At 75.6% G+C, this 26,047-nt stretch carries 27 protein-coding genes and 1 riboswitch; of the genes, 21 read left to right on the forward strand and 6 right to left on the reverse strand.

The window, feature by feature from the left end:
- Nucleotides 1-106 precede the first annotated feature (106 nt).
- Both IEY94_RS21175 and IEY94_RS21180 read right to left on the reverse strand, forming a co-directional pair.
- A complete protein-coding gene (locus IEY94_RS21175; RefSeq protein ID WP_189171993.1) occupies nucleotides 107-1,330 on the reverse strand; it encodes a DUF418 domain-containing protein in 1,224 nt (407 codons plus the stop codon).
- Nucleotides 1,331-1,557: 227 nt separating this feature from the next.
- Nucleotides 1,558-2,547, reverse strand: coding sequence for a winged helix-turn-helix domain-containing protein (locus tag IEY94_RS21180; protein ID WP_189171994.1), 990 nt, complete (start codon nucleotides 2,545-2,547; stop codon nucleotides 1,558-1,560).
- A gap of 198 nt (nucleotides 2,548-2,745) precedes the next feature.
- Here IEY94_RS21180 and IEY94_RS21185 point away from each other — a divergent pair, with 198 nt between their 5' ends.
- Both IEY94_RS21185 and IEY94_RS21190 read left to right on the forward strand, forming a co-directional pair.
- Entirely contained in the window at nucleotides 2,746-3,618 is an 873-nt protein-coding gene (locus IEY94_RS21185) for an Ig domain-containing protein (RefSeq protein WP_229784318.1), read from the forward strand.
- Nucleotides 3,615-4,211: a PulJ/GspJ family protein gene (locus IEY94_RS21190; protein ID WP_189171995.1), complete on the forward strand. Its 597-nt coding sequence runs from the start codon at nucleotides 3,615-3,617 to the stop codon at nucleotides 4,209-4,211. Before IEY94_RS21185 ends, IEY94_RS21190 begins: the two co-directional genes overlap by 4 nt.
- Before the next feature lie 284 nt (nucleotides 4,212-4,495).
- On the opposite strand, the gene IEY94_RS21195 is transcribed toward IEY94_RS21190, so the two are convergent.
- Nucleotides 4,496-4,720 carry a hypothetical protein gene (locus IEY94_RS21195; RefSeq protein ID WP_189171996.1) on the reverse strand — a complete coding sequence of 75 codons (225 nt, stop codon included), beginning with the start codon at nucleotides 4,718-4,720 and terminating at the stop codon, nucleotides 4,496-4,498.
- Between the two features lie 138 nt (nucleotides 4,721-4,858).
- Between IEY94_RS21195 and IEY94_RS21200 the strand changes: the two genes are divergently transcribed.
- From IEY94_RS21200 to fabG, 7 genes are all read left to right on the forward strand, one after another.
- Nucleotides 4,859-5,824: a pirin family protein gene (locus IEY94_RS21200; protein WP_189171997.1), complete on the forward strand. Its 966-nt coding sequence runs from the start codon at nucleotides 4,859-4,861 to the stop codon at nucleotides 5,822-5,824.
- 284 nt (nucleotides 5,825-6,108) lie between these two features.
- Nucleotides 6,109-7,560: an NADP-dependent phosphogluconate dehydrogenase gene (gene gnd / locus IEY94_RS21205; protein WP_189171998.1), complete on the forward strand. Its 1,452-nt coding sequence runs from the start codon at nucleotides 6,109-6,111 to the stop codon at nucleotides 7,558-7,560.
- On the forward strand, nucleotides 7,557-7,679 hold the full coding sequence (locus IEY94_RS24060) for a hypothetical protein (protein ID WP_268244868.1): 123 nt from the start codon (nucleotides 7,557-7,559) through the stop codon (nucleotides 7,677-7,679). The genes gnd and IEY94_RS24060 overlap by 4 nt, the downstream gene beginning before the upstream one ends.
- 172 nt (nucleotides 7,680-7,851) lie before the next feature.
- Nucleotides 7,852-8,574: a PP2C family protein-serine/threonine phosphatase gene (locus tag IEY94_RS21210; protein ID WP_189171999.1), complete on the forward strand. Its 723-nt coding sequence runs from the start codon at nucleotides 7,852-7,854 to the stop codon at nucleotides 8,572-8,574.
- A gap of 230 nt (nucleotides 8,575-8,804) precedes the next feature.
- Complete coding sequence (locus IEY94_RS21215; RefSeq protein WP_189172000.1) at nucleotides 8,805-9,836, forward strand: hypothetical protein; 1,032 nt, start codon at nucleotides 8,805-8,807, stop codon at nucleotides 9,834-9,836.
- Nucleotides 9,837-10,030: 194 nt separating this feature from the next.
- Nucleotides 10,031-11,215, forward strand: a complete 1,185-nt coding sequence (locus IEY94_RS21220) for a thiolase family protein (RefSeq protein ID WP_189172001.1) — start codon at nucleotides 10,031-10,033, stop codon at nucleotides 11,213-11,215.
- A gap of 17 nt (nucleotides 11,216-11,232) precedes the next feature.
- A complete protein-coding gene (gene fabG, locus IEY94_RS21225; RefSeq protein ID WP_189172002.1) occupies nucleotides 11,233-11,991 on the forward strand; it encodes a 3-oxoacyl-ACP reductase FabG in 759 nt (252 codons plus the stop codon).
- 30 nt (nucleotides 11,992-12,021) lie between these two features.
- On the opposite strand, the gene IEY94_RS21230 is transcribed toward fabG, so the two are convergent.
- Together IEY94_RS21230 and IEY94_RS21235 are read right to left on the reverse strand one after the other, a co-directional pair.
- The gene (locus tag IEY94_RS21230; protein ID WP_189172056.1) at nucleotides 12,022-13,038 is read right to left on the reverse strand and encodes a coiled-coil domain-containing protein; all 1,017 of its coding nucleotides are present in this window, start codon (nucleotides 13,036-13,038) and stop codon (nucleotides 12,022-12,024) included.
- A 386-nt stretch (nucleotides 13,039-13,424) separates the two neighbouring features.
- Complete coding sequence (locus IEY94_RS21235) at nucleotides 13,425-14,291, reverse strand: sigma-70 family RNA polymerase sigma factor (RefSeq protein ID WP_189172003.1); 867 nt, start codon at nucleotides 14,289-14,291, stop codon at nucleotides 13,425-13,427.
- A gap of 225 nt (nucleotides 14,292-14,516) precedes the next feature.
- On the opposite strand from IEY94_RS21235, the gene IEY94_RS23775 reads away from it, so the two are divergent.
- The 12 genes from IEY94_RS23775 to gcvP all read left to right on the forward strand — a co-directional run bounded on the left by IEY94_RS23775 (nucleotide 14,517) and on the right by gcvP (nucleotide 25,687).
- Nucleotides 14,517-15,119: a M23 family metallopeptidase gene (locus tag IEY94_RS23775; protein WP_229784319.1), complete on the forward strand. Its 603-nt coding sequence runs from the start codon at nucleotides 14,517-14,519 to the stop codon at nucleotides 15,117-15,119.
- Between the two features lie 153 nt (nucleotides 15,120-15,272).
- The gene (clsA, locus tag IEY94_RS21245) at nucleotides 15,273-15,851 is read left to right on the forward strand and encodes a cardiolipin synthase ClsA (RefSeq protein WP_189172004.1); all 579 of its coding nucleotides are present in this window, start codon (nucleotides 15,273-15,275) and stop codon (nucleotides 15,849-15,851) included.
- Nucleotides 15,848-16,834, forward strand: a complete 987-nt coding sequence (locus IEY94_RS21250; protein WP_189172005.1) for a DUF881 domain-containing protein — start codon at nucleotides 15,848-15,850, stop codon at nucleotides 16,832-16,834. Before clsA ends, IEY94_RS21250 begins: the two co-directional genes overlap by 4 nt.
- A complete protein-coding gene (locus tag IEY94_RS21255) occupies nucleotides 16,835-17,167 on the forward strand; it encodes a small basic family protein (protein WP_189172006.1) in 333 nt (110 codons plus the stop codon). It abuts the gene before it with no gap.
- Nucleotides 17,168-17,177: 10 nt separating this feature from the next.
- Complete coding sequence (locus tag IEY94_RS24065) at nucleotides 17,178-18,254, forward strand: DUF881 domain-containing protein (RefSeq protein ID WP_189172007.1); 1,077 nt, start codon at nucleotides 17,178-17,180, stop codon at nucleotides 18,252-18,254.
- Nucleotides 18,255-18,364: 110 nt separating this feature from the next.
- Nucleotides 18,365-18,742 (forward strand): glycine cleavage system protein GcvH, encoded by a 378-nt coding sequence (gene gcvH, locus IEY94_RS21265; protein ID WP_189172008.1) that lies wholly within the window; start codon nucleotides 18,365-18,367, stop codon nucleotides 18,740-18,742.
- A gap of 227 nt (nucleotides 18,743-18,969) precedes the next feature.
- Nucleotides 18,970-19,407 carry an oxoglutarate dehydrogenase inhibitor Odhl gene (gene odhI, locus IEY94_RS21270; RefSeq protein WP_189172009.1) on the forward strand — a complete coding sequence of 146 codons (438 nt, stop codon included), beginning with the start codon at nucleotides 18,970-18,972 and terminating at the stop codon, nucleotides 19,405-19,407.
- 53 nt (nucleotides 19,408-19,460) lie between these two features.
- Nucleotides 19,461-20,129, forward strand: coding sequence for a transcriptional regulator FtsR (ftsR, locus tag IEY94_RS21275; protein ID WP_189172010.1), 669 nt, complete (start codon nucleotides 19,461-19,463; stop codon nucleotides 20,127-20,129).
- A 132-nt stretch (nucleotides 20,130-20,261) separates the two neighbouring features.
- A complete protein-coding gene (locus IEY94_RS21280; protein ID WP_189172011.1) occupies nucleotides 20,262-20,726 on the forward strand; it encodes a bifunctional nuclease family protein in 465 nt (154 codons plus the stop codon).
- 144 nt (nucleotides 20,727-20,870) lie between these two features.
- On the forward strand, nucleotides 20,871-21,440 hold the full coding sequence (locus IEY94_RS21285; protein WP_189172012.1) for a MerR family transcriptional regulator: 570 nt from the start codon (nucleotides 20,871-20,873) through the stop codon (nucleotides 21,438-21,440).
- Nucleotides 21,441-21,615: 175 nt separating this feature from the next.
- Entirely contained in the window at nucleotides 21,616-22,323 is a 708-nt protein-coding gene (locus IEY94_RS21290) for a SanA/YdcF family protein (RefSeq protein WP_373291345.1), read from the forward strand.
- 336 nt (nucleotides 22,324-22,659) lie between these two features.
- A riboswitch (glycine riboswitch) is annotated at nucleotides 22,660-22,776 on the forward strand.
- Between the two features lie 82 nt (nucleotides 22,777-22,858).
- Nucleotides 22,859-25,687 (forward strand): aminomethyl-transferring glycine dehydrogenase, encoded by a 2,829-nt coding sequence (gene gcvP, locus IEY94_RS21295; RefSeq protein ID WP_189172014.1) that lies wholly within the window; start codon nucleotides 22,859-22,861, stop codon nucleotides 25,685-25,687.
- 97 nt (nucleotides 25,688-25,784) lie between these two features.
- On the opposite strand, the gene IEY94_RS21300 is transcribed toward gcvP, so the two are convergent.
- On the reverse strand, nucleotides 25,785-25,985 hold the full coding sequence (locus tag IEY94_RS21300; RefSeq protein WP_189172058.1) for a DUF5999 family protein: 201 nt from the start codon (nucleotides 25,983-25,985) through the stop codon (nucleotides 25,785-25,787).
- Nucleotides 25,986-26,047: the final 62 nt, after the last annotated feature.

The raw sequence follows: 26,047 nt of genomic DNA on the forward strand, positions 1-26,047 counted from the left end.
GCCGCAAAGGTCAGGCGTCAGCGCGCCCGGCGCCGCCTGCCGGCCGGCTCGTGCCCGGCCCGGTGATCGCGCTCCCGGGCCGGCCCGACGCCGTGGATGGCGCGGGTCACCGGCCCCAGTGCCGCCCGGCCCGCCAGACCGGGATCTCCCGGTAGCTGAAGCCGCGCAGCAGCCACTCCGCCGGCCCGTACCGGTGGGTGCGCAGCCAGTGCGCGCTGAGGACGATCTGCGCCGCGAACAGGGCCAGCGCCAGCCCGGTCACCGCCAGCGGGCCGAGCCGGCCGGTGAGGCCGAGGCCGTACCCGGTGAAGACGAACGCGCAGAACACCGACTGGGTGAGGTAGTTGGTCAGCGCCATCCGCCCGGCCGGCGCGAACACCCGGGCGATCGCGGGCACGCCGTGGAACAGCATGATCGCGGCGGCGCCGTACCCGGCGGCGAGCAGCGGGGAGCCGACGAAGTCCAGCGCGCCGGCGATGTACTGGAGCGCGGTGTCGGCGTAGAAGTTGCCGGCGTACGCGTACAGCATCCCGCCGGGGAGGCCGACGGCCACGGCCAGCACGAGCAGCCAGCGCAGCACCGCCCGGTACCGCAGCGGGTCGGCGAGCACGCCCAGCTTGCCGGCGGCGAACCCGAGCAGGAACATCGCCAGCGCCGCCGGCCCCTGGAAGTCCAGCAGGATCGCGATCATGCCCATGAGGTCGTCCCACCGCTGGACGATGATCTCGTGCAGGCCGCCGCGGTACTGCTCCTCGATCCAGCCCACCCACTCGCTCGTCTCGACGGCGTCGACGCCGTTGGGCTCGCCGCTGTCCCAGACCAGCACGGCCCGCCACAGCCAGAACTGCATCGCGAGCACCAGCAGCGCCCCGGCGACGATGGCGGCGGTCCGCGGCGTGATCCGGCGCAGCGGTAGCAGCACGAGCCCGAGCAGCGCGTACAGCATGAGGATGTCGCCGTGGAACAGCAGCAGGGCGTGCAGCGCCCCGATCAGGAACAGCCCGAGCAGCCGGCGCAGGAACCGCGGCGTGAACGCCGCACCGCGCCGCGCCGCGGCGGTGATCTGGAGGGTGAAGCTGTACCCGAACAGGAACGAGAACAGCAGGTAGAACTTCGTCTCGAAGAGCGTGTCGATGAGCAGGTACGTCCACTTGTCGACCGGGCCCTCGAACCGGGGGTCGAGCACGCCGGTGCCGCGGTACTGGGACGCGAAGTAGGTGATGTTCACGACGAGGATGCCCAGCAGCGCCAGGCCGCGCAGCGCGTCGACGGTGGCGATGCGCGGGGCGGACTGGTCGGTGGGCGCGGGGGCAGCAGCGGTTGCGGTCATTCACCTGGTCCAGGGGAGCGGGGGCCGGGGGCCATGCAGCGGGAGGGCCGGCCCCTGGTGGGGGAGGGTGCGGCCGAAGGCGGCGACCGAGCCGCACTCACGCTAACGGGCGGCGCGGGCGAGTGCCACGGCCCGATGTCCGTTTGATAACGATCTTGTGCTGGTATTCACCCGTACGGCCGCCGTGACCTCGGCCGTCCGGGTGGTGTGAGACGTACCACGAACGGTCAGCAGACCTCGGCGAGCACGCTCCCGCGCAGCAGCGACCGCCCCAGCGCCGTCACGTGGTGCCGGGTGGTCCGGCCGTCCGGAGAGGTCCCCACCAGGCCGGCGTCGCGCAGCGTGCCGGCGTGCTCGCTGACGCTCGCGGCAGAGATGCCGAGCTGCCGGGCCAGGGCCGAGGTGCCGCAGCCGTACGAGTGGTCGGCCAGCGCCAGCAGCACCCGGGCCCGGGTGCTGCCGAGCAGCCGGGCCAGCGCCCGCTCGCTGTCCCCGGCGCCGGCGCGCAGCTCCCACGGCTGTTCGATCGGGTACACCAGCGTCGGCGCCGCGTCGTCGTGCCGGAGCATGGTCGGCAGCCGCCAGCAGAACCGCGACGGCACCAGCAGCAGCCCGCGGCCGTGCAGGTGCAGGTCCCGGTCCGCCGGGTACGCCACCTGGAGCACCGGCGGCGTCCAGGTGATCGACGGGTGCAGGTTGCCCAGCAGCGCCTCCAGCCCGCCGGTGAGCACGGTCTCGGCCCGCTGGCTGCGGTGCCGGGCCAGGTCGGCGGACAGCTCGGCCCACTCCGGGGCCAGGACGGCGTCGAAGTACGCCCGCAGCGTCGCGCCCAGCGCCCCCAGGGCGGCGGGGTCGCCGGCGCCGACGTCGCGCACCCAGCGCGGCAGCGGCCGCTGCGCGGCGAGGTGGCCGACGTCGGCGGCGAGCCGGGCGCGCGGGGTGGCGAGGATCGCGGCGACGCCGGTCTCGATGCTCGGCCCGGCGTCGGGCGGGGTGAGGAAGTCGGCGGAGTACCCGACGGGCGGGGCCAGGTGGACGAGCTGGCGCATCCGCGGCGTGACCCGGGCGGCCACCCGGCGGCGCCACGGCTGGAACCACAGCGCCTCCCGGTTGCCGCTCAGCATGTGCAGGCTGAGCAGGGTCTCCCAGAGCGGATCCGGCGCGGCGGCCAGCCGGACCCGGGCATGGTCGTCGCTGCTGAAGTGGATCCGGAGCACGCTCACCTCCCCCGGGGCGCCGGTCCCGGACCGCGCGCGGCCCGGGACCGATCGTAGGGGTTGGACACCACGCTGTGCATTGCCGAATTCACATCCTCGAACACCGAATCGGACAGGCATCGCCCGGAACGCCGCATAACCGGCGAGCGGTGCGGTACGGACGCTTGATTGCCCGGCCGGCCTGCCGATGGGTAGGCCGTGCACCCTGTTGTGCGTCGCCGGCTCGCCCGCCCGGTCGGCGGGGCCGACCCCGCCGGCGGCTTCACGCTGGTCGAGGTCATGGTGGCGGCGGCGCTGGTGGCGGTCGTGATGCTGCCGGTGACGATGTTCATGGTCCGGGCGATGCGCACCACCGACGCCCAGGGCGGCGTCCAGGAGGCCACCCGGATCGCCGCCGACAGCCTCGACACCGCGCGCGGCCTGCCGGTCGCCGACCTGGTCCGCGGCCGGGACATCGCCAGCGTCACCGCCCAGTGGGCGGCGGCGCCGACCGCGCTGCGCGACCTGCTCTCGTCGATGTCCGCGGCCAGCGACCCGGCGGCCGCCGCCGGCTCGGGCGCCTCGGCCGCGCTGTCCACCGCGCCGAGCCGGGTGGCGAAGGTCGATGGGGTGCCGTACGACCGGCAGTACTACGTGGGCCGCTGCTGGCAGGTCGAGGGGACGGCGGCGTGCGTCGGCGGCGGCACCGGCGTCGCGTTCTACCGCGTCGTGGTCGCGGTGGTGTGGCGCGGCGGCGACTGCGCGGCCGACGGCTGCGTGTACCGCTCCACGACCACCCGGATGGCCGCCACCACCGACCCGGTCTTCAACCCCAGCGCGCTGTCCATCGCCGAGCCGGGCGCGCAGACCGGTACGGTCGGCGCCGCCGTCTCGGTCCAGCTCGCCGCGGTCAACGCCTCCGGCGACGTGGCCTGGACCGCCGAGGGCCTGCCCGCCGGCGTGACCCTGAACCCCCGCACCGGCGCGTTCGCCGGCCGCCCCACCGCCGCCGGCGCTTACACCGTGCGGGTGACCGCCACGGACTCCGGCCAGCAGGCGGCCACCCGGCTCATCCCGTGGGTGATCCGGTGAGGGCCGCGCTCCGGGCCGTCCGCCGGGCGGCCCGCGGCGACGCGGGCGTGACGCTGCTGGAGGTCCTCGTCGCCAGCGGCATCATGCTGGTCGTGATGGTCACGGTCACCACCGGCATCATCCAGGTCAGCCGCGCCTCCCGGGTGGTGGAGACGGCCGCGGACGCGCAGGACTCGACCCGCCGGGCGTTCGCCCGCCTCGACGGCGAGGTCCGGTACGTGGCCGACATCGACGAGCCGGTGCAGCGGGCCGGCGCGTACACGGTCACGATGCTGCTGACCAACAGCGCCGAGCGGCGCTGCCTCCAGGTGCGGCTGTCCGGCGACCGGTTCGAGCGGCGCACCTGGCCGCTGGGCGTGCCGGGCGGCACCTGGGGGCTGCTGGTCCGCGGGGTGGGCGCGCCGGCCAGCGGGGTGCCGTTCCAGCGGTACGCGGCCGACGCGGCCTACCAGTACCAGCGGCTGCGGGTCCGGCTGCGGGCGGCGACGAGCGACAGCGCGCCGGTGCGCACGACGGACGCGACGTTCGCGGCCCTGAACAGCGCCACCCCGGCCACCGACCGCGCGACCTCCTGCACCGCCGAAGCCCCGTAGCACCGCGACCACCTGACCCACTGGCCATCCGGGGTCGCGCGAGGTGACCGAGAATCACCGCACGCTGGCTGGATGCCGCCCTGATCCGTGAGGTCGAGGAGGAGAGCGGCCTGAGCCGTCGGTTCCACTTCGCGGTGGACGTCGCCGCATCCGGACCCATCGAACTCCGGGAGCACGACGCCGACGCCCGGACGGCACTCACCGAGGAAGCGCCCGTGACCGACTCGGTGAAAGAGGTTCTGAGTGGGTACCGAGAGCTGCGGGGCGTGGTAGGCCGAACCCGGTCAGCGGGGCGGCAGGCCGGTGAGTACGAACCAGGCCACCGCTCCGCCGGCCAGGCACAGCCCGGCCAGCGCGAGTACCAGCAGCGCCGCCAGCGGCCCCCGACCCGGCTGCTGCGGCGCCGGCGGCGGGTACGCCGCCCCGCTGACGACGTACGCCGCGCCGCCCTCGGGCAGCCCGGCCGGCGGGGTGGGGTGGACGCCGGGCATCTCGGCGGTGGGGTTCATCGCGCTCCTTCGCGGCCGGGTACGCATCGACGCTAGTCGTGCCCGCATCCGCGGGTTGTCGGCCGACCGGCCGATCGAGACATGCGAATTGATGAACGTCCCGACCCGATCGGCGCGTTCGCGCGGCACACTGAACGGGTGAGCAACCTCGACCCGCGCCCCGCGGAGGTACCGTGCGCCGGCGCGCCCGCCCCGGCCCCCGCCCGCCGGCTGATCACCGGCCACGAGGTCGCCCTGGGCGGCCCGCGCGGCCTGCGGGTGACCCGGACCCTGCCCACCCGCGCCCGGCGGATGGTCGGCGCCTGGTGCTTCGTCGACCACTACGGCCCGCACCCGGTGGCCGCGGGCGGGGGGATGCGCGTCCCGCCGCACCCGCACACCGGCCTGCAGACGGTCTCCTGGCTGCTCGACGGCGCGGTCCGGCACCGGGACAGCCTCGGCCACGACCAGCTCATCCGCCCCGGCCAGCTCAACCTGATGACCGCCGGCGCCGGCATCGCGCACGCCGAGGAGACCCCGCCGGACGCGCCGCCCGTCCTGCACGGCGTCCAGCTCTGGGTGGCGCTGCCGCCGGACCGGCGGGCGGTGGCCCCCGACTTCGCCCACCACGCCGACCTGCCCCGGCACACCGCCCCCGGCCTGACCGCCACGGTCCTCGTCGGCACCCTGGCCGGCGCGACCTCGCCGGCCCGGGCGTACAGCCCGCTCCTGGGGGCCGAGCTGGCCCTCGGCCCGGGCGCCGACGTCCGGGTGCCGCTCGACCCGGCGCACGAGCACGCGGTCCTGACCCTGGCCGGCCGGCCGGACGTCGAGGGCATGGCCCCGCCCCGCGGCGCCCTGCTGTACCTGGGCACGGGCCGCCGCGACCTGCACCTGCGCGCCCCCACCGGCCCGGCCACCGCCCTCCTGCTGGGCGGCGAGCCCTACCCGGGCGACCTGGTCATGTGGTGGAACTTCGTCGCCGGCTCGCACGAGGAGATCGTCGCCGCCCGGGCGGCCTGGGAGGCGAGCACCCTCACGCCCCCGGTCCCGGACCACCCCGACCGCCTGTCGGCCCCGCCGATGCCGATCGTCCGCCTGGTCCCGCGCCCACCCGGCGGCTGACCCCGGCGGACAACGCCGCACGGCCCGTACGGACCCGCGGCGGGAGGGGCGGGTGGCCCAGGCAGGGGATCAAGCCCGACCGCCCCGGCCGGGGCACCCGCCCCTCCCGCCGCCCCACCGCCGAAGCCACCCAGCCCCACGCGCGGGAGAGCACCCCCACTGTCGGCCACTTCGCCCCGCTCCGGGCCAACCGGTTGATCCACGCATGAATCCCGCGCACCGTTCAACCGTTCACCCATCCGACGCGTACCTGTTGGCGTCCCACCGCGACAGGAGGAGTCGGCATGCCCCGTGCCCACCCCGGCGCCGACATCGGCGTCACCGGACTGGCCGTCATGGGCCGCAACCTCGCCCGCAACCTGGCCCGGCACGGCCACGCCGTGGCCGTGCACAACCGTTCGCCCGAGCGCACCCGCGCGCTGGTCGCCGAGTGCGGCGGCGAGGGTACGTTCGTCCCCGCCGAGTCCCTCGCCGACTTCGTCGCCTCGCTGCGCCGGCCGCGGGCGATCATCGTGATGGTGCAGGCCGGCGCGGCCACCGACGCCGTCATCGACGAGCTGGTACCGCTGCTGGACCCCGACGACGTCGTCGTCGACTGCGGCAACGCCCACTTCGCCGACACCCGCCGCCGCGAGGAGCGGCTGCGCGCGCACAAGCTGCACTTCGTCGGCTGCGGCGTCTCCGGCGGCGAGGAGGGGGCGCTGACCGGACCGTCCATCATGCCCGGCGGCTCCGCCGAGGCGTACGCCCGGATCGGCCCCATCCTGGCCGCGATCGCCGCCCGGGTCGACGGCGAGCCGTGCGTCACCCACGTCGGCCCCGACGGCGCCGGGCACTTCGTCAAGATGGTGCACAACGGCATCGAGTACGCCGACATGCAGCTCATCGCCGAGGCGTACGACCTGCTGCGCGAGGGGCTGTGGGCGTCGCCGCGGGAGATCGCCGCGATCTTCCGGCGGTGGAACGCCGGCCCGCTGGAGTCGTTCCTCATCGAGATCACCGCGGACGTCCTGGAGCACATGGACGCCGACACCGGCCGCCCGTTCATCGACATCGTCGCCGACGTCGCCGAGCAGAAGGGCACCGGCCGGTGGACGGTGCAGAGCGCGCTGGACCTCGGCGTACCGATCACCGGCATCGCCGAGGCCACGTTCGCCCGGGCGCTGTCGGGCGGCGTCGTCGCCCGGCACGCGGCCGCCGAGGCGTTCGCCCACGCCGGCGGCAGCTTCGCCCTCACCGTCCGGGACACCACGGGCTTCATCGAGGACGTGCGGCGGGCGCTGTACGCGTCGAAGGTCATCGCGTACGCCCAGGGCTTCGACCAGATCCACGCCGGCAGCGAGGAGTACGGCTGGAAGATCGACCGCGGCGCCATCGCGACGATCTGGCGCGGCGGCTGCATCATCCGGGCCCGGTTCCTGGACCACATCCGCGCCGCGTACGCGGCCGACCCGGCGCTGCCGACGATGCTGGTCGACCCGTACTTCGCCGGCGCGGTCGCCGACGGGGTGGCGAGCTGGCGCCGGGTGGTCTGCGACGCCGCCCAGGCCGGCATCCCGGTACCGGCGTTCTCGTCCTCCCTGGCGTACTACGACGGCCTGCGCCGCGACCGCCTCCCGGCGGCGCTCATCCAGGGCCTGCGCGACCGGTTCGGCGCGCACGGCTACCGCCGGGTGGACCGCCCCGGCAGCTTCCACACCCGCTGGTCCGGCGACCGGACGGAGACAGGGGCGTGACCGGCTCCCGCCGGGTGTGCACCGCCACCGGCCGGTGGCTGCGCTCGCCGACGGCGGTCCGGCCGCTGGGGCGCCCCCGGACGGCCCGGCTCGCCGGCTGCCCCGGCCGCCCCGGCTGACCCGCGGGGCCGGGAACGCCGCCCGCCGGCGGGCCCGATCCCCGCCGCTGGCATCATGGACCTACCATATGGGCAGTTTCATCCGGACTGGTTTTCCCGGACTGCCCGGACCGGTTCATCGGACTGTTGGTCGCGCCCGGCGAAAGGGGCATGTCGTGGCAGCCTGCAAGGCATGGGCCTGAGCTTGCGTACGGCGGTGGTGTCGGATCTCGGCCGGCGGCGGGGCAACAACGAGGACGCCGCCTTCGCGGGCCGCCGGCTGCTCGCCGTCGCCGACGGCATGGGCGGCCTCCCGGCCGGCGAGCTGGCGAGCGAGATCGCCATCCGGTCGCTGCGCGACGTGGACGACGCCACCGAGCCCGACCCCGACCTGACCGGCGCGCTGCGCGTCCGGATCGAGGCCGCCAACGAGGCGATCCGCGCCGCCGTGGCCGCCGACCCGATGCGGCAGGGGATGGGCACCACCGTCACCGCCATGCTCCTCGACGGTACCCGGGCCGGGCTGCTGCACATCGGCGACTCCCGCTGCTACCAGTGGCGGGCCGGGGCGCTGCGCCAGCTCACCCCCGACCACACGTACGTGCAGGCGCTCGTCGACCAGGGCGTGCTCACCCGGCAGCAGGCCCGCGAACACCCGCAGAAGGCGCTCGTCACCCAGGCGCTGCAGGGCGAGCCGATCGCGCCGTTCATCGGCGAACTCGACATTCACGACGGCGACCGGTACCTGCTGTGCAGCGACGGATTGTCGGACGTCGTCGACGACGACCGGATCGCCGACGCGCTCGCCGGAATCGCCGATCCCGACGAATGCGCCGCCCACCTGATCGGGCTCGCGCTGGCCGGCGGCGGCCCGGACAACATCACGGTCGTCCTCGCGGACATGCAGGTCAGCTAGGCGGCCCGGGTCGACCGTTCGACAAGATCACGCTGCATGGCTAACGATTTCGCAACGCGCTCGCCCCGCCTTGTCGCCCTTGTTCGCGATTTGCCCCGGGCAACCGCGCGAATGCCCGCGGTCGATTGCGCCCGCATTCGCGGGCGTCATCCCAACTGATCCGTTTGGCGGATCCCTACACATCGAAAGCGATGATCGGAACCGGCGCGGTCGGGTGCTTATAGTCAATCATGGCTTTCGATCGGTTGACGCTCGCCGCCGCCCGGCCGGCGGATGAGTCCGCGGATGCCGGACTCGACCTGTTCCTTCGGGCGGCCAGCGCCGACGAGCCGCCCCGCACCGGCCTGCGCGCCTACGCCCGCACCCTCGGCCGCGCCGCCGGCCCGCGCGGCGGCCGCGGCCGGGTCGTCGGCGCCGCCTTCGGCGGCCTCACCCTCGCGTACGGGGTGCTGCTCGGCCCGTACCTGATCGGCATCGGCGTGCTGTTCCGCTCGCCGCCGCCCGCCGTCGTGGCACTGGACGACGAGGCCGACTTCCGCCCGTCCGCCGAGCCCGGCCAGCGGCCCCGCCCCGCCGCCTCCCGGACCGCCCGCGGGCTGCTCCCGCCGCTGCCGGTCGACGACCGCATCCCCGCGTACGCCCGCGCGCTCGCCGCCGGGGCCCGCCAGCCCGCCGACCGGCCGGGCCGGCAGCCCGCCCGGCCCGGCGGGCGGGTCAGCGTGCCCGGCATCGCGGTGCCCGGCGGCGGTACCGGTACCGCCCTGGTCGACCCGGACGCGGCGAACCCGGTCGCCCCGCGCCCGGCGCCGGCCCCGCCGCCCGCGCCGACCACCCCGCCGACCGACCGCGGCGGCCCGCCGGACGACGAGGCCCCGAGCCCGGACGCCCCGAGCCCGACCGCGCCGGCCCCCCGGCGGTCGCCGGTGGCCCCGAGCCCGACCGCCGCCCCGGCCGACCTCGCGCCGCCCGCCGCCGATCCCGCCCCGGCCGCCCCGGCCCCGGCCGCCCCCGCGGCGCGCCGCGCCCCGGCGACCGCGGCCGCCGCCGCCCTGCGCTGCGCCCCCACCGCCCCCGCACCCGCGGACCCGGACGCCGCCGATCCCGCCGCGGCGCTCGCCGCCGCCGCGGAGGCCGCCCGCCGAGCCGCCGCCGCACCGGCGGACGCCCCGGCCGGGGCACCGGCGCCGTGCCCCACGCCCACTCCCACCCCGGCGGCGGCACCGGCGGCGGTGCCCCTCCCGGCACCCCCGGCCGCGAGCTGACGCCACCACCCCGCACCCGGCACCACCCACCGGGCCCCCACCACCCCGCGCCGCCCTGTCGCACGCCGGCACCGACCGCCCGAGCGCGCACTGCCGCCCGCCCACGCGATGATCGCGCGCCCCCGCCCAGCCGCCGCGCGCCCCGGGAACTAGGCTCGCCCCGACCCCTTTTCGTACGGACGAGGAGTGCCCCCATGCGCCCGGTCTGGTTCGCCGCCGCCCGCCGCACCCCCATCGGCCGCCTGCGCGGCGCGCTGGCCGGCGTCCGCCCGGACGACCTCGCCGCCGCGGCGGTCCGCGCCGTCCTGGACAGCGTCCCGGCGCTGGACCCGGCCCGGATCGACGACATCTACTGGGGCGCCGCCAACCAGGCCGGTGAGGACAACCGCAACGTCGCCCGGATGGCCGCGCTGCTCGCCGGCCTCCCCGAGCACGTACCCGGCGCGACGGTCAACCGGCTGTGCGCGTCCGGCCTGGAGGCGGTCACCTCCGGCGCCCGGGCGATCGCCGCGGGCGACGCCGACGTCGTCCTGGTCGGCGGGAGCGAGTCGATGAGCCGGGCGCCGTTCGTGCTGGCCCGCCCCGACGAGGCGCTGCCGCACGCGCTCGGCCTGGTCGACACCCGGCTCGGCTGGCGGCTGACCAACCCGCGGATGAAGGACCTGCACGGCGTCCTGTCCATGGGGGAGACCGCCGAGGAGGTGGCCCGCCGCTGCGGCGTCGACCGCGAGCGGCAGGACGCGTTCGCGCTGCGCAGCCACCAGCGCGCCGCCGCCGCCCGCGACGCCGGCCACTTCGCCGCCGAACTGTTCCCCGTCACCACCCCGGCCGGGGCGGTCACCGGCGACGAGGGCATCCGGCCGGACACCTCCGCGGCGAAGCTCGCCGCCCTCAAGCCGGTGTTCCGCGCCGGCGGGTCGGTCACCGCCGGCAACTCCTCGCCGATGAACGACGGCGCCGCCGGCCTCCTGCTCGTCTCCGACGACGCCCTGCGCGACCTGGGCGTGACCCCGCTGGCCCGGTACGTCGGCGGCAACAGCGCCGGCGTGCACCCCGACGTGATGGGCCTCGGCCCGGTGCCGGCCACCCGCAAGGCCCTCGACCGGGCCGGCTGGAAGCTCGACGACGTCGACACCGCCGAGCTGAACGAGGCGTTCGCCGCGCAGGCGCTCGCGGTCGTCGACCAGCTCGGCATCGACCCCGAGCGGGTCAACCCGGACGGCGGCGCGATCGCGCTCGGCCACCCGCTCGGCTGCTCGGGCGCCCGGATCCTCACCACGCTGCTGCACCGGATGCGCCGGACCGGCGCCCGGCGCGGCCTCGCCTCGATGTGTGTCGGCGTCGGCCAGGGCACGTCCGTCCTGGTCGAGGCCGCCTGACCCCCAAGGGAGTGCATGTGACCACGTTCGCCGGCCGGGTGGCCGTCGTGACCGGTGCGGCGCAGGGTATCGGCGCCGCCACCGCCCAATTGCTCGCCGCGCGCGGCGCCCGGGTCGCCGTCGTCGACCTGGACGAGCACCGCGCCGCCGGTACGGTCGCCGCGATCTCGTCCGCCGGCGGCGACGCCCTGGCGATCGGCGCCGACGTCACCGACGAGGCCGCCGTGGCGGCCATGGTGGAGCGGACCGTCGACGCGTACGGGCAGTTCGACATCCTCGTCAACAACGCCGGCATCACCCGGGACAACCTGCTGTTCAAGATGCCCCGCCCGGACTGGGACGCGGTGCTCGGCACGAACCTGACCAGCATCTTCCTGTGCTGCAAGGCGGCGCAGAAGGTGATGGTCCCGGCCCGGTACGGCAAGATCGTCAACCTGTCGAGCCGGTCGGCGCTGGGCAACCGCGGCCAGGTCAACTACGCCGCCGCCAAGGCCGGCGTGCAGGGCCTGACGGCGACGCTGGCCCTGGAGCTGGGCCCGTACAACATCAACGTCAACGCCGTCGCGCCCGGCTACATCGCCACCGCTATGACCGCCGCCACGGCCGCCCGGGTGGGCAGCAGCGCGGAGGAGCACCAGACGGCGGCCGCCCAGCGCACCCCGCTGGGCCGGGTCGGCCAGCCCGAGGAGGTGGCGTCGGTGATCGCGTTCCTGGCCAGCGACGACGCGGCGTACGTGAGCGGCCAGACGCTGTACGTCAACGGCGGCGCCCGCTAGCCGCGACCCCGCCCGGCGGCCACCGGGGCCCTACAGCATCGACAGGTGCACGTGGTTGGTGTGGTCGCTGGACGGGTCGCCGCCGCCCTCGGTGTAGTTCGTCCAGCCGGTCGACGGCAGCCACACCCGCCGGTACCAGATGACGTACATCACGCCCAGCCGGTCGGCGTTCTTGACCAGGAACGCGGCGAGGTTGCTGCCGTACACCTTGTCGCCGCCGGTGGCGTCGCCGCCGAACCCGTCGCCCTTCTGCACCGAGAAGTCGCAGGCCCGGCCCTTGGGGTGCTCGAACGGCCCGCCCGGCCGGAAGCAGGACACGAACCGCTTGAAGCCCGCCTTCTGCGACTGCTTCAGCGCGTGCAGCGTCCGGGCGGTGATGCAGCCGGACGTCGTCGGGTCGTCGCTGCTGCACCCCTGGCCGGGCCAGTTGCCGTCGTCGCCGCCGGGCGCCCGCTCGGCGGTGGCGATGTTCGCCGACACCAGGTTGCCGAACGAGTCGCCGCCGGCGATCGAGAACAGCTTCTGCGCCGCCTCCCGCTTCTTCGTCATCAGCGCGAGCTGCCGCTGCTGCTGCCCGATCTCGGCGTCGATCGCGGCCCGGGCCCGGGTCACGTCGGCCCGGGCGGCGTTCAGCTCGCGCAGCTTGGCGTTCTCCCGCTCGGTCATCGTCTCCAGCGCCGCCGCCCGGTCCAGGAACGCGTCGGGGGTGTCGCTGCGCAGCAGGGCCGAGGCCATGTTCAGCCGGCCGGCCCGGTACCCGGCGGCGGCCACCCGGGACACCTCGGCGCTCATCGCGTCCCGGCGGCGCTCCAGCGCCACCAGCTCCCGGCTCAGCCGCTCCTGGTTGTCCCGGGAGCGGCGGTACGCCGTGCGGGCCTCGATGAAGCCGCGGCTGGCCGACTCCAGCACGTCGCGGATCAGCGGCGTCTCGCCCTCGGTACCGGTCTTCTTCTTCGGGTCCGGGGCGGCGCCCGCGGGCGCGCCGAGGGTGGCGACCAGGAGAACGGCCGCGCCGGCGGTGGTGAGGCGGCGGAGCAGTGTGGTCAGCACGGGGCCAGGCGATCCTTCCGTGGGTCGCCGCCGGTGCCGGTGCGCTGCAGGGTCGGGGTACCGGCGCGGGGGACGCGCGCGGTGCTCGGGTGACCGGCGGCGGGCCCCGCCGGGCGCCGGGGGGACGCCCACCAGCGGGAACCGGGCGTAGCGTATCCGACCGGATGAAGGGTCCACGACCACCGGCCGGGCAGCCGGGCCCTGCCCGCACGTGCCGGTTACGCGCCCGGTTGGCCCACAAGAGTTGCGGTATCTGCCGATTCGCGCGCGGCCCGTACCGCCCGCCGGGGCCGTCCATCGACGGACCCCGATTCACCCCATCGATGTCGGCGACCGCCCGCCGGCCGGGGTCCGCGCCCCGCCCGGCGGCGCCGGGCCGCGGATCAGGCGGCGGCCGGCAGCCCGTCCAGGTTGGTCATGGCCAGCCGCTCGCGCAGGTCGCCGGCCGCGGCCACCTGCCGGTAGTAGTGCACCCGGCGGCGGGCCACGCAGCCCTCGCGCTCGTGCGCGTCGGTCATCAGCTCGGGGTCGAGCTGGCTGTTCAGGCCGTCCCGCAGCAGGGTCAGCGCCTCGGCCCGCAACTGCGACACCCGCGACTCGCTCACGCCCAGCTCGCGGGCGATGACCGCCATCGGCTCCTCGCGCAGGAAGTAGCCGTCGACCACGGCGCGCAGCCGCTCCGGCAGGGCCCGGATCGCGTGGTGCAGGTACCCGATCCGCTCCCGGTGCAGCAGCATCTCCTCCGGCCCGGCCGTCCGCTCGGTGACCATCTCCTCGGCCGTGCCGTACGCGAAGCCGTGCAGGCTCAGCACCATCGCCCGGTGCACGTCGCCCTCGACCGTGGCCAGGTCCGTCACCGGCACGCCCAGCTTCTCGGCGATCTCCCGCGGCTCCGGGCTGCGGCCCAGCGCCGCGGTCAGCTCCTGCCGCGCGGTGTCGGCCTGCCGGGCCCGGTGCCGCACCGAGCGGCTCGCCCAGTCCAGCCCGCGCAGCTCGTCGATCAGCGCGCCGCGCACCCGGGTGGCCGCGAACCGGCCGAACGCGATCCCGCGCTCCGGGTCGAACGACCGGGCCGCCCCGACCAGTGCCGCCAGGCCGGCGGAGGTGAGGTCGTCGCGGCTCACGTGCGCCGGTACCCGGGACATCACCTCGCGGACGAGGTGCCCGACCAACGGCATGTGCTCCCGCACGAGCGCGTCGATGTCGGTGCCCTGGGTGCGCTTCGCGTCCTGCGTCGCGTCTACGGTCATCGGGGGTCCGTCCCTTCGTTCGTCGGGGCGGCCGGGGGAGTGGCCGCGCTCGCCGATGAGGAAAGACTCCGGCGCGCCGGGTGCCCGGTCCGGTGACGCTCGGTTGCCGACCGGTTGCACCCGGGCGGAACCGCTCAGGGCCCGCGGGGCCTGCCGATCGAGCTGCTATCACCAGGCGGAACTCGGGGAGGCGCGCGGGTGTCGGTTACCGAAGTGCAGGCTCGAATGGGGCAGATCCAGTCGCTCATGGTCGCGGCGCAGTCCGCCGCGGTCGGCAAGACGTCGGCCACGTCCGCCACATCGGCCACCGGCGCCACATCGGCCAGCCAGTTCGCCGCCGCCCTTCAGACCGCCGTCGCCAAGACCGGCGGCACCACCGGTACCGCCGCCACCGCGGCCACCACCGGCACCGGCGCGGTCGCCCGCCCGGCCGGGATCAGCCAGAGCTGGACGCTGCCGGTCCGCGGCGCGAACGTGAGCAGCGAGTTCGGCCCGCGCTGGGGCACCGAGCACGAGGGCATGGACTTCGCCGCCGGCATGGGCACCCCGATCCACGCCGCCAAGGCGGGCGTGGTGAAGAAGGCGAGCTGGTACGGCGGCTACGGCAACGCCGTGATCATCGACCACGGCAACGGCGTGCAGACGCTGTACGGCCACGCCTCCAAGCTGAACGTCAAGGAGGGCCAGCGGGTGTCCGCCGGCCAGGTGATCGCCAAGGTCGGCAGCACCGGCGACTCCACCGGCCCGCACCTGCACTTCGAGGTCCACGTCAAGGACAAGCCGATCAACCCCCGACCCTGGCTGGCCAAGCACGGCGTCAAGCTGTAGAGCGGCGCGGCCGGCGTCGGGTGGCCACTGGTTATAGTGACTCGACGCGGGACCCGCCGGGCCGAACCGGCCACGCGGGGATCGGGCCGGGCGGCCCTTCCTCCCCGACCGCGGCGTCGTCCGCCGGTACCGGTTCGGAGGGGAGGGCGTGCGGTGAGTCAGCCCACCGACCGCGTGCTCACCGGCCCGAACCTCATCAGCTTCGCCCGCCTGCTCGGCGTGCCGCTGTTCCTGTACCTGCTGCTCGTCCCGCACGCCGACATCGCCGCGACGGTCGTGCTCGCCGTCGGCGGCACCAGCGACTGGCTCGACGGCTGGCTCGCCCGGCGCACCGGCCAGGTCAGCCGGCTGGGGGAGCTGCTCGACCCGCTCGCCGACCGGCTGTACATCGTGGCGACGCTGGTCGCGTTCACCGTCCGCGACGTCGTGCCGTGGCCGTTCACCGCCGCGCTGGTCGCCAGGGACGTGCTGATGCTGGTCGTGCTGGCGCTGCTGCGCCGCCGCGGCTACGCCCCGCCGCCGGTCCACTACCTCGGCAAGGCGGCCACGTTCGTGCTGCTCGCGGCGTTCCCGCTGCTGCTGCTCGCCGCGGCCGTCCCGGCCGCCGCGCCGGTCGCCGGCGCCGCCGGCTGGGGGCTGGCGTGGTGGGGGCTGGGCACGTACTGGCTGGCCGCCGCCCTGTACGCGGGCCAGGCGTACCGCGCGCTGCGCGCCCCGGCGGTACCCGGATGAGCCCGGCCGACCCGGCCGCGCCGCCGCCGCCGGACCGGCTGCCCGCCGCGCCGCCGCCGGACCGCCCGCCGGGCGCCGCCGACCCGGTGCGGCCCGCGGACGCCGCCGCCGACCCGGCCAAGCCCGTGTTCGCCCCCGACTTCCTCACCACGCTGTTCCGCTTCCCGCTGGACCCCGGCTACGCCGACGCCGCGGCCGCCCGGGCCGCGCGCGGCCCCCGCCCGCCGGGCCGGCGGCGGCTGGTCCGCGGCACGGCCGCCCTGGTGGCGTGCGCGATCGGCGTGCTGTTCGCCGTCGCGTACCGCAAGACCGTCGACGACCAGCCCGGCCGGGCCCGCATCCGCACCGGCCTGGTCGGCCAGATCGACACGCTGCGGGCGAAGACCGACGCGATGGCCCGCCAGTCCACCGACCTGCGGGCCAGAGTGGACAAGCTGCGCGAGGCCCGCGACTCCGGCCGCACCACCGCCCTGGACGCCGCCGAGGCCGCCGCCGGCCGGACCCGGCTCAGCGGCGCCGGCGTGGTGATCAGCCTGGCCGATCCACAGCGGACGCCCGGCGGCCGCGGCGACGCCCGCGGCCGGGTCCAGGACCGGGACCTGCGCCAGGTGGTCAACGCCGTGTGGTCGGCCGGCGCCCGCGCGGTGCAGGTCGGCGGGGTGCGGCTGACGGCCACCTCGACGATCCGGTTCGCCGGGCCGGCGATCCACGTCGACACGATCCCGATCCACTCGCCGTACGAGATCCGGGCCCTCGGCCCGGCGAACCTGCGCAGCGCCTACCTCGGCACCGCCGGCGCCCAGTACGCCCGCCGGCTGGCCGCCACCTACGGCATGCACTACACGGTCGAGGCCGACGAGGTGACGCTCGCGGCGGCGGCCGAGCCGACCCTCCGGTACGCCAGGCCGCTGCGCCCCGCCACTTCGTCCACGTCACCCGCGCCGGCCACCCCGTCGCGCGGGGCTTCCCCGGGAGGCCGTTGAATGATCCCCGTCATCGCCATGGTGGGCGGCGTCATCCTGGGCCTGCTCATCCATCCGACGGTGCCGATCCAGCTCCAGCCGTACCTGCCGATCGCCGTGGTCGCGGCACTGGACGCCGTGTTCGGCGGCATCCGCGCCCGGCTGGACGGCATCTTCGACGACAAGCAGTTCGTGGTGTCGTTCATCTCGAACGTGCTGGTCGCGGCGATCATCGTGTACCTCGGCGACCAGCTCGGCGTGGGCGGGCAGCTCTCGACCGGCGTGGTCGTGGTGCTCGGGGTCCGGATCTTCGGCAATGTGGCCGCCATCCGGCGGCACCTGTTCCGGGCGTAGGCTGGTGTCGATGACCGCCACGCCGCCGTCCGCCGGCCCGCCGGAGCCCCGCCCGGCCGGGTCGACCCCGCCGGCGGACACCCCGGACCCCCGACCGGCCGCCTACCCCGACCCCGACGTGGCCCGCGCCGCCGACCCCGCGCCGTCCACCGACCCCCGCCCCGGCGCCGCCCGGCCCGCCGATGCCCGACCCGGCGGTGACGCCGCCGCGCGCCCCGGCGCGGGTGGCGGGCACGGGGCCGGGCACCCGCGCGGCGGCGCGCACGCCGCGTCCGCCCGCCTCGCCGCCGCCGCGGCCCGGGCCCGCCGCGCGGCCGCCCGACTTGCCAGAACGGCCGCCGCGGGCTGGCCGGCGACCCGCCCCGCCGACGGCGGCACCGAGCGCCCGGCCAAGCGGCGGCTCTCCGGCGCCGGCGCCGCGATCGCGGTCCTGCTGGCGCTGCTCGGCTTCGGCCTGGTCGCCCAGCTCCGCAACGTCGCCAACGACCAGTCGCTGGACACCGCGCGCGAGGACGACCTGGTCCGCATCCTGTCGGACCTGGAGGCGCGGGAGCAGCGGCTGAGCACCGACGTCCGGCGGCTGGAGGAGAGCGAGCGGCAGCTCGGCTCCGGCGCGCAGCGCCGGGAGGCCGCGCTGGCGGACGCGTCCCGGCGGGCGAACGCGCTGGGCATCCTCGCCGGCACGCTGCCGGCGGAGGGGTCGGGGATGCACGTGCGGCTGTCCGGCAACCCCGACCAGGTCAGCGCCCGTACGCTGCTGGACACGGTGCAGGAGCTGCGCAACTCGGGCGCCGAGGTGATGCAGCTCAGCGGCGCCAACGCCGACCCGCTGCGGGTCGTCGCGTCCAGTTACTTCATCGATGCCGACGGTGGGGTCAAAGTCGACGGTAAGGCGCTGACCGGCCCGTACACCATCGATGTCGTCGGCGACGCGACCATCATGCAGTCCGCGCTGACGATCTTCGGCGGGGTGGTCGAGACCGTGTCCGAGGCCGGCGGTAGTGTGACGATGGAGCCAGCGGCGGTCGTCAAGGTCACCGCCCGGTACTCCGGCTTCAATCTGCAGTACGCGCGCCCGGCGTCCTGACCCGTTCGCGGGGGTTCGGGTCCGTACCGCGACACCCGCGTCGACCGGCCCGGTCGACCGGTCGAGAACGTGCCGCCGCGCGGGCGGCACCGCGAGTGAGGAACGTCGGCGTGGTCCCTGACGAGCTGCGGTACACCGAGGAGCACGAGTGGGTGGCGTCCACCGAGAGTGGCGCCGTCCGGGTCGGCATCACCGCGTTCGCCCAGGACGCGCTCGGCGACATCGTCTACGTCGACCTGCGTGAGCCCGGCACCGAGGTGGCCGTCGGCGACTCGCTCGGCGAGGTCGAGTCGACCAAGAGCGTGTCCGAGATCTACGCCCCGCTGGCGGGGACGATCGTCAACCGCAACGAGCAGCTCGGCGACCAGCCCGAACTGATCAACTCCGACCCGTACGGCGAGGGTTGGCTGGTCGAGCTGGACGCGGGGTCCGTCGATCTCGACAGTCTGCTGTCGCCCGAGGCGTACCGCGAACTCACCAAGGGCTAACCCACGGGGGCCAAAGCCGCCCCGTGTCCGCGCGCCTGGTTGACCCCCGTTTCGGGCGGTGACTAGGCTCGCACAGTCGTTTGAGGTTCAGTATCCGAATTCGGTGGCCGCCCCACGCTAGGGTGGTCATCCAGGGGCCGGTCGCCCGCGCGTCGGGGTGGCCGCGCGCCTGCGGTGTGGCCTCCCCACACGCCCGCTCGACGCGCCGAATTCCGTGAGGTGGTCCGATGACGCGCCCAGACGACGAGTTCCCCCCGCTCGACGTCACGTCCACGCTGAACCTCGGTTCGCTGGACGAGGTCCTCGACGGCCCGGACGCCGACGTGGTCCCCGGGCGGATCGCGGGCAACCTGCCGCCCGGCATGGCCCTGCTGGTGGTCCGCCGCGGGCCCAACGCCGGTGCCCGGTTCCTGCTGGACCACGACGTCACCACCAGCGGCCGGCACCCGGACAGTGACATCTTCCTCGACGACGTCACGGTGTCCCGCCGGCACGCGGAGTTCCACCGCGACCGCGGCTCGTTCACCGTCCGCGACGTGGGCAGCCTGAACGGCACGTACGTCAACCGGGAGCGGGTCGAGGCGGCCACCCTGGGCAACGGCGATGAGGTACAGATCGGCAAGTTCCGGCTGGTCTTCATCGCCGACCGGGAGGTCGGCCGCTAGTGGCGTCGTCCGGGGCGGCGGAGGCGCGCCCCGACCCGCGAGCCTCCGCGCTGATGAGCATCGGCGAGGTGCTGGCGGCGCTGCGCGGGGACTTTCCCGACGCCACGATCTCGAAGCTGCGCTTCCTCGAGGCCGAGGGCCTGGTCGAGCCGCAGCGGTCCGCCTCCGGTTACCGCAAGTACACGCGCATCGATCTGGAGCGGCTGCGCTTCGTGCTCACCGCCCAGCGCGACCACTACCTGCCGCTGCGGGTGATCCGCGACCAGCTCGCCGCGCTGGACCGCGACGGCCCGCCGCCGATGGTCCGCCCGCGGATGGCGCTGGCCCCGGTCGACGCGCCGCCAGCCGAGCCGGACCGGGTCGACCGGGCGACGCTGCTGGCCCGGTCCGGGCTGCCCGACGCGGTGCTGCGCAAGCTGGAGGCCGACAACCTGGTGGCCGCCGGCCCCGGCGGCTGGTACGACGCGGACGCCCTGGCCGTGGCCACGGTGGTGGCCGAGCTGGCCCGGTTCGGGATCGAGCCGCGGCACCTGCGCGCGTACCGGGCCGCCGCCGACCGCGAGGTCGGCCTCTACGCCCAGTTGGTCACGCCGCTGCTGCGCCAGGCCGACCCGGCCGCCCGGGCCAGGGCGGACGAGACGGTACGGGAGCTGCTCGCGCTGTCCGCGCGCCTGCACGGCGCGCTGGTACGGGCGGGGCTGCGGAGCACGCTGGGGCGATAGGGTGCGGGCGCCGGTGAGGGTGCACTGTCCGTCACGACGTGTACCGTGCAGAGAGGACACGCGCGACGCGGTCGTCGGGCCGGGCGACCGGTCCGTCGCCGGGTCGGGCCGGGCGGTTCGGGAGGAACTGCGGTGCGCGAGCTGAACGTCGTCGGGGTCCGGGTGGAACTCCCGAGCAACCAGCCGATCGTCCTGCTGCGGGAGGCGGACGGCGATCGTTACCTGCCGATCTGGATCGGCGCGGTGGAGGCGACCGCGATCGCGTACGAGCAGCAGGGCGTCAAGCCCGCCCGCCCGCTCACCCACGACCTGCTCCGCGACATCCTCGCCGCCCTCAAGGCCCCGCTGCGCGCCGTGGAGATCATGGAGCTGAAGGACAACGTCTTCTACGCCGACCTGCTGCTCGGCGAGGACGTCCGCGTCTCGGCCCGCCCGTCCGACTCCATCGCCCTGGCCCTGCGGGTCGGCGCCCCCATCCGCTGCGCCGAGGAGGTGCTCGCCGAGGCGGGCATCGTGATCCCGGACGAGCAGGAGGACGAGGTGGAGAAGTTCCGCGAGTTCCTCGATCAAGTGAGCCCGGACGACTTCGCGAGCTGACGCGCCGGGGCGGCACGCTCGCCTGCCCGCGGCGTGTCGCGGCGAAGCGTGCCCGCGGCCGGACCGGCTGCGCTATAGGGTGATGAGCGTTGGCAGCGCCAGGGGAGGTTGGCCGTCGCGGACGGCCGGGGGAGGTTGGTCGTCATGGACGAGCGAGTCCCACAACCGGAACCCCCGCCCGGCACCGGCACCGGCGAGCCCTGGACCGACGCCGACGGCAGCGTCGGGTACCGCGGTGTGACCGCCTGCCACGCGGTCGGGATCAGCTATCGCCAGCTCGACTACTGGGCCCGCACGGGGCTGGTCGTGCCGAGCGTCCGGGACGCGTCCGGCTCGGGCACGCAGCGGCTGTACTCGTTCCGCGACCTGGTCGTCCTCAAGGTCGTCAAACGGCTGCTGGACGCCGGCGTCTCGTTGCAGAACATCCGCCGGGCGATCGAGGCGCTGCGCTCCCGCGGGGTCGCCGACCTGGCCGGCATCACGCTCATCTCGGACGGCACGACGGTGTACGAGTGCCGCTCCGCCGAGGAGGTCGTCGACCTCCTGCAGGGCGGGCAGGGCGTGTTCGGCATCGCGATCGGCGGGGCGTTCAAGGAGATCCAGGGCTCGCTGTCGCACCTGCCGGCGGAGCCGGCGGCCGGCGTGGTGGAGCCGACGGTTCCGGCGCCCGCCGACGAGCTGGCCGCCCGCCGCGCCCGCCGCCGCGCCGGCTGACGGGCGATTCCTCCCGCCCGGACGGCGTCCGGGCGTTTCCCGACCGCGATTCCTCGGGGCATTCCTGCCGGCGCGACCGGTGCGGTTCGGCGGGGGTGTGCACCCGCTCGGCTCGCTTCGGATGGTGTCCGATTGGCCGGGTTCGCCGGTGGTGCGGGCGTGGCACGCTGGCTTGGTGCGCCTGCCGAACCGCTCCCCGCTCGCCGTCGGTCCGCCCCGCCGCCGGGGGCGGCTGCTGCGCTGGGTGCTGGCCGTCGGCGTCGCCGGCGCGCTGGCCGTGGCGGCCGCCGTGGGCGGTTCGGTGGCGTGGATCCGGCACGCCGCGGACGGGCGGGTGTACGACGCGGCGGCCGTACCGGCCGCGCCGGTCGCGCTGGTGCTGGGCGCGCAGGTGAACCCCGACGGGTCGCCGTCCGGCTTCCTCGCGGCCCGGCTGGCGGTGGCCGCTGACCTGTACGCCCGCGGCCGGGTCGGCGCCGTCCTGGTCTCCGGGGACCACGGGGGTTGGGCGTACGACGAGCCGGGCGCGATGGCTTGGTGGCTGACCTCGCGCGGGGTGCCGGCGGACCGGGTGGTGCAGGACCACGCGGGCTTCGACACCTACGACTCGTGCCAGCGGGCCAGCCGGGTGTTCGGGGTGCGCTCGGCGGTGGTGGTGACGCAGAGTTTCCACCTGGAGCGGGCGGTGGCGCTGTGCGCGCACGCCGGCATCGAGGCCACGGGCGTGGGGGACGACACGGCCCGGCAGTACCCGCGGCAGTGGCGCTGGGGGGCGATGCGCGAGTACGGCGCGGCGGTGAAGGCGGCCGCGGACGTCCTCTCCGGCCGCGACCCGATCTTCCTGGGCCCCCGCGAGACCGCCCTGAACCCCACGACCCCCTGACCCACCCGCTGTTCCGCCCCGGTCGGCCGCGGCCTACCCCACCCACCGGTGATTTATGGGGCCACGAACCCTTCGGGGGCGCCATGACGTCGCTGATCTCATGTTGACGCTCGTCCCGGGCCGGTGGTGGGTGGGTCAGTGGGTCAGGCGGTGGGGTTCGTCGGGTGGGAGAGGGAGGCGCCGATCACCCCTCCCTCGACGGTAGGCCGGTAGCGCAGCGTCAGCACCACCACCCCGAAAAGGGGCCGATCCGGCGCGCCCGCGTAACCCTCCGCACATCCGCCCGTCAGTAGGTCGATGTCCGGCGGCGGCGCTGGTACCGTGTGCGGCAGCCGAGTACCCCGCGCGGGAGAGTCCGCGTCCCGGTCGGCCAGCCAGCCTGGCCGCCGATCCGGCGCCGAAGGGGCAATTCCTCCCCGGAACCTCTCAGGCACCCAGGACCGCTGCGGGGCATGGCTGTCTGGAGCGGCGTGCCCCCGGGTACGGGCGACAGGTGGGGAGGGAACGCATGCTTCCCTCGTCGCAGGAGTTTCCCATGAGCGCAGCCCCCCGCCCGACCGGCGACCGCTTCGCCCGCCGCCACATCGGCCCGCAGGAGGCCGACCGCCGGCGCATGCTGGAGGCCATCGGCTACTCCGGCGTCGAGGAGCTGATGGACGCCGCGATCCCCGAGGTCATCCGCTGGACCGGCGGCCTGGACCTGCCGGCGGCCGCCACCGAGCCGGAGACGCTGGCCGAGCTGCGCGCGCTGGCCGGCCGCAACACGGTCGCCACGTCGATGATCGGCATCGGGTACCACGGCACCCACACGCCGCCGGTGATCCTGCGCAACGTGCTGGAGAACCCGGCCTGGTACACGGCGTACACGCCGTACCAGCCGGAGATCAGCCAGGGCCGGCTGGAGGCGCTGCTGAACTTCCAGACGATGGTCACGGACCTGACCGGCCTGGGCACCGCGAACGCCTCGATGCTCGACGAGGGGACCGCCGCGGCCGAGGCGATGACCCTGGCCCGCCGGGCGGCGAAGACCAAGAGCCCGGTGTACGTCGTCGACGCCGACGCGCTGCCGCAGACGATCACGGTGATCCGGAACCGGGCGGAGCCGCTGGGCATCGACGTGCGCGTGCTGGACCCGGCCGCCGACGCGCTGCCGGAGCACTTCTTCGGCCTGCACCTGCAGTACCCGGGCGCGTCCGGCGCCGTCCGCGACCTCGGCCCGCTGGTCGAGGCCGCGCACGCCCGCGGCGCCCTGGTGACCGTCGCCGCGGACCTGCTCGCGCTGACCCTGCTGCGCACGCCGGGGGAGTTCGGTGCCGACATCGCCGCCGGTACGACGCAGCGGTTCGGCGTACCGATGGGCTTCGGCGGCCCGCACGCCGGCTACCTGGCCGTGCGCGCGGGGCTGGAGCGGCTGCTGCCCGGCCGGCTCGTCGGCGTCTCCCGCGACGCCGACGGCGCCCCGGCCTACCGGCTGGCGTTGCAGACCCGGGAGCAGCACATCCGGCGGGAGAAGGCGACCAGCAACATCTGCACCGCGCAGGTGCTGCTGGCGGTCATGGCCTCGATGTACGCCGTCTACCACGGCCCGGACGGGCTGCGCGCCATCGCCGAGCGCACCCACGCCGCCGCCGCCCGGCTGGCCGCCGCGCTGCGCGCCGGCGGGGTGGCGCTGGGCGCCGAAGCGTTCTTCGACACCGTCACCGCGGTGGTGCCCGGCCGCGCCGACGAGGTCGTCGCCGCGGCCGCGGCGGCCGGGGTGAACCTGCGCCGGGTCGACGCCGACACCGTCGGCGCGGCCTGCGACGAGACGACCGTCGACGCACACGTGGACGCGGTGTGCGCGGCGTTCGGCGTCGCCGCGCCGCCGGCCGACGCGCCGGCCGCGCTGCCGGCCGCGCTGCGCCGCACCTCGGACTACCTGACCCACCCGGTGTTCACCGCGCACCACTCGGAGACCGCGATGCTGCGCTACCTGCGCCGCCTCGCCGACGCCGACTACGCGCTGGACCGCGGCATGATCCCGCTGGGCTCGTGCACGATGAAGCTCAACGCCACCACCGAGATGGCCGCGGTGACCTGGCCGGAGTTCGCGAACATCCACCCGTACGCCCCCGCCGCGCAGACCGCCGGGTACGCCGCGCTCGTCACCCAGCTCGAGGAGTGGCTGGCGGAGGTCACCGGGTACGACGCGGTCAGCGTGCAGCCGAACGCCGGCTCGCAGGGGGAGCTGGCCGGGCTGCTGGCGATCCGGGCGTACCACCGGGCCAACGGCGACGCCGGCCGCGACATCTGCCTCATCCCGTCCAGCGCGCACGGCACCAACGCCGCCTCCGCGGTGATGGCCGGCATGCGGGTCGTCGTGGTCGGCTGCGACGACGGCGGCAACGTCGACCTCGTCGACCTCGACCGGAAGATCGAGGCGCACGCCGGGGCGCTCGCGGCGATCATGGTCACGTACCCGTCGACCCACGGCGTGTACGAGACCGGCATCGCCCAGCTCTGCGCCAAGGTGCACGAGGCCGGCGGCCAGGTGTACGTCGACGGCGCCAACCTCAACGCCCTGCTGGGCTTCGCCAAGCCGGGCAAGTTCGGCGCGGACGTGTCGCACCTGAACCTGCACAAGACCTTCTGCATCCCGCACGGCGGCGGCGGCCCGGGCGTCGGGCCGGTGGCGGTCCGGGCGCACCTGGCGCCGTACCTGCCGGGGAACCCGCTGGCCGGCGACGACCACGCGGTGTCCGCCGCCCCGCACGGCTCGGCGGGGATCCTGCCGATCTCCTGGGCGTACCTGCGGATGATGGGCCCGGACGGGCTCGCCGACGCCACCGCGGTGGCGGTGCTCGCGGCCAACTACGTCGCGGCCCGGCTGCGGCCGCACTACCCGGTGCTGTACGCCGGCAACAAGGGCCTGGTCGCGCACGAGTGCATCCTCGACCTGCGGCCGCTGACCAAGGCGACCGGCGTGACGGTCGACGACGTGGCCAAGCGGCTGATCGACTACGGCTTCCACGCGCCGACGATGTCGTTCCCGGTGGCCGGGACGCTGATGGTCGAGCCGACCGAGAGCGAGGACCTGGCGGAGCTGGACCGCTTCTGCGACGCGATGATCGCGATCAGGGGGGAGGTCGACGCGGTCGCCGCGGGCACCTGGCCGAAGGACGACAATCCACTGGTCAACGCCCCGCACACCGCGGCGATGGTGACGGCGGACGAGTGGAGCAGGGCGTACCCGCGGTCGGTGGGGGCCTACCCCGGCGGGACGGCGGCGGCGGGCAAGTACTGGCCGCCGGTGCGGCGGATCGACGGCGCGTACGGCGACCGGAACCTGGTCTGCGCCTGTCCGCCGCCGGAGGCGTTCGCCTGAGACGGCAGCCGCGCCGCGGGGCCGCCCTCGGGCCGGGTCCGCGGCCGGTGCCTCGCCGCCACGCGCAGTGACCGGCGGGGCGGGGCGGCCGGGTCGGTCAGGCCGCGATAGCGTGCGGGGCGGGACCGCGGTGCGGGTCGATGATGCTGCCGTCCGGCAGCAGGTCGCCGGTGTCCTCGAAGAGGATCACTCCGTTGCACAGTAGGCTCCACCCCTGCTCAGGGTGGGCGGAGACGCACCGCGCGGCTTCCCGGTCGGGGGCCGCGGCGGTCGGGCAGGGTGGCTGATGCGTGCACATCGATGCCTCCGGGGGTCCGGCGAGCTGGGTGGGCTCGGTCACGCGTGAGTGGAACTTGTGTA

Origin of the sequence: Pilimelia anulata, assembly GCF_014647895.1 — a bacterium.
Lineage (GTDB): Bacteria > Actinomycetota > Actinomycetes > Mycobacteriales > Micromonosporaceae > Pilimelia > Pilimelia anulata.

Bases quoted from the DNA above. Each gene is read 5' to 3' on its own strand.
- IEY94_RS24065 (WP_189172007.1), top strand. From the start codon at position 17,178: ATGACCGCCACGCCGCCGTCCGCCGGCCCGCCGGAGCCCCGCCCGGCC.
- IEY94_RS21195 (WP_189171996.1), bottom strand. From the start codon at position 4,720: ATGAACCCCACCGCCGAGATGCCCGGCGTCCACCCCACCCCGCCGGCC.
- ftsR (WP_189172010.1), top strand. From the start codon at position 19,461: ATGAGCATCGGCGAGGTGCTGGCGGCGCTGCGCGGGGACTTTCCCGAC.
- IEY94_RS23775 (WP_229784319.1), top strand. From the start codon at position 14,517: ATGGGGCAGATCCAGTCGCTCATGGTCGCGGCGCAGTCCGCCGCGGTC.
- IEY94_RS21175 (WP_189171993.1), bottom strand. From the start codon at position 1,330: ATGACCGCAACCGCTGCTGCCCCCGCGCCCACCGACCAGTCCGCCCCG.
- IEY94_RS21235 (WP_189172003.1), bottom strand. From the start codon at position 14,291: ATGACCGTAGACGCGACGCAGGACGCGAAGCGCACCCAGGGCACCGAC.
- IEY94_RS21215 (WP_189172000.1), top strand. From the start codon at position 8,805: ATGGCTTTCGATCGGTTGACGCTCGCCGCCGCCCGGCCGGCGGATGAG.
- gnd (WP_189171998.1), top strand. From the start codon at position 6,109: ATGCCCCGTGCCCACCCCGGCGCCGACATCGGCGTCACCGGACTGGCC.
- IEY94_RS21250 (WP_189172005.1), top strand. From the start codon at position 15,848: ATGAGCCCGGCCGACCCGGCCGCGCCGCCGCCGCCGGACCGGCTGCCC.
- IEY94_RS21210 (WP_189171999.1), top strand. From the start codon at position 7,852: ATGGGCCTGAGCTTGCGTACGGCGGTGGTGTCGGATCTCGGCCGGCGG.
- IEY94_RS21220 (WP_189172001.1), top strand. From the start codon at position 10,031: ATGCGCCCGGTCTGGTTCGCCGCCGCCCGCCGCACCCCCATCGGCCGC.
- gcvP (WP_189172014.1), top strand. From the start codon at position 22,859: ATGAGCGCAGCCCCCCGCCCGACCGGCGACCGCTTCGCCCGCCGCCAC.
- IEY94_RS21255 (WP_189172006.1), top strand. From the start codon at position 16,835: ATGATCCCCGTCATCGCCATGGTGGGCGGCGTCATCCTGGGCCTGCTC.
- odhI (WP_189172009.1), top strand. From the start codon at position 18,970: ATGACGCGCCCAGACGACGAGTTCCCCCCGCTCGACGTCACGTCCACG.
- IEY94_RS21285 (WP_189172012.1), top strand. From the start codon at position 20,871: ATGGACGAGCGAGTCCCACAACCGGAACCCCCGCCCGGCACCGGCACC.
- IEY94_RS21300 (WP_189172058.1), bottom strand. From the start codon at position 25,985: ATGTGCACGCATCAGCCACCCTGCCCGACCGCCGCGGCCCCCGACCGG.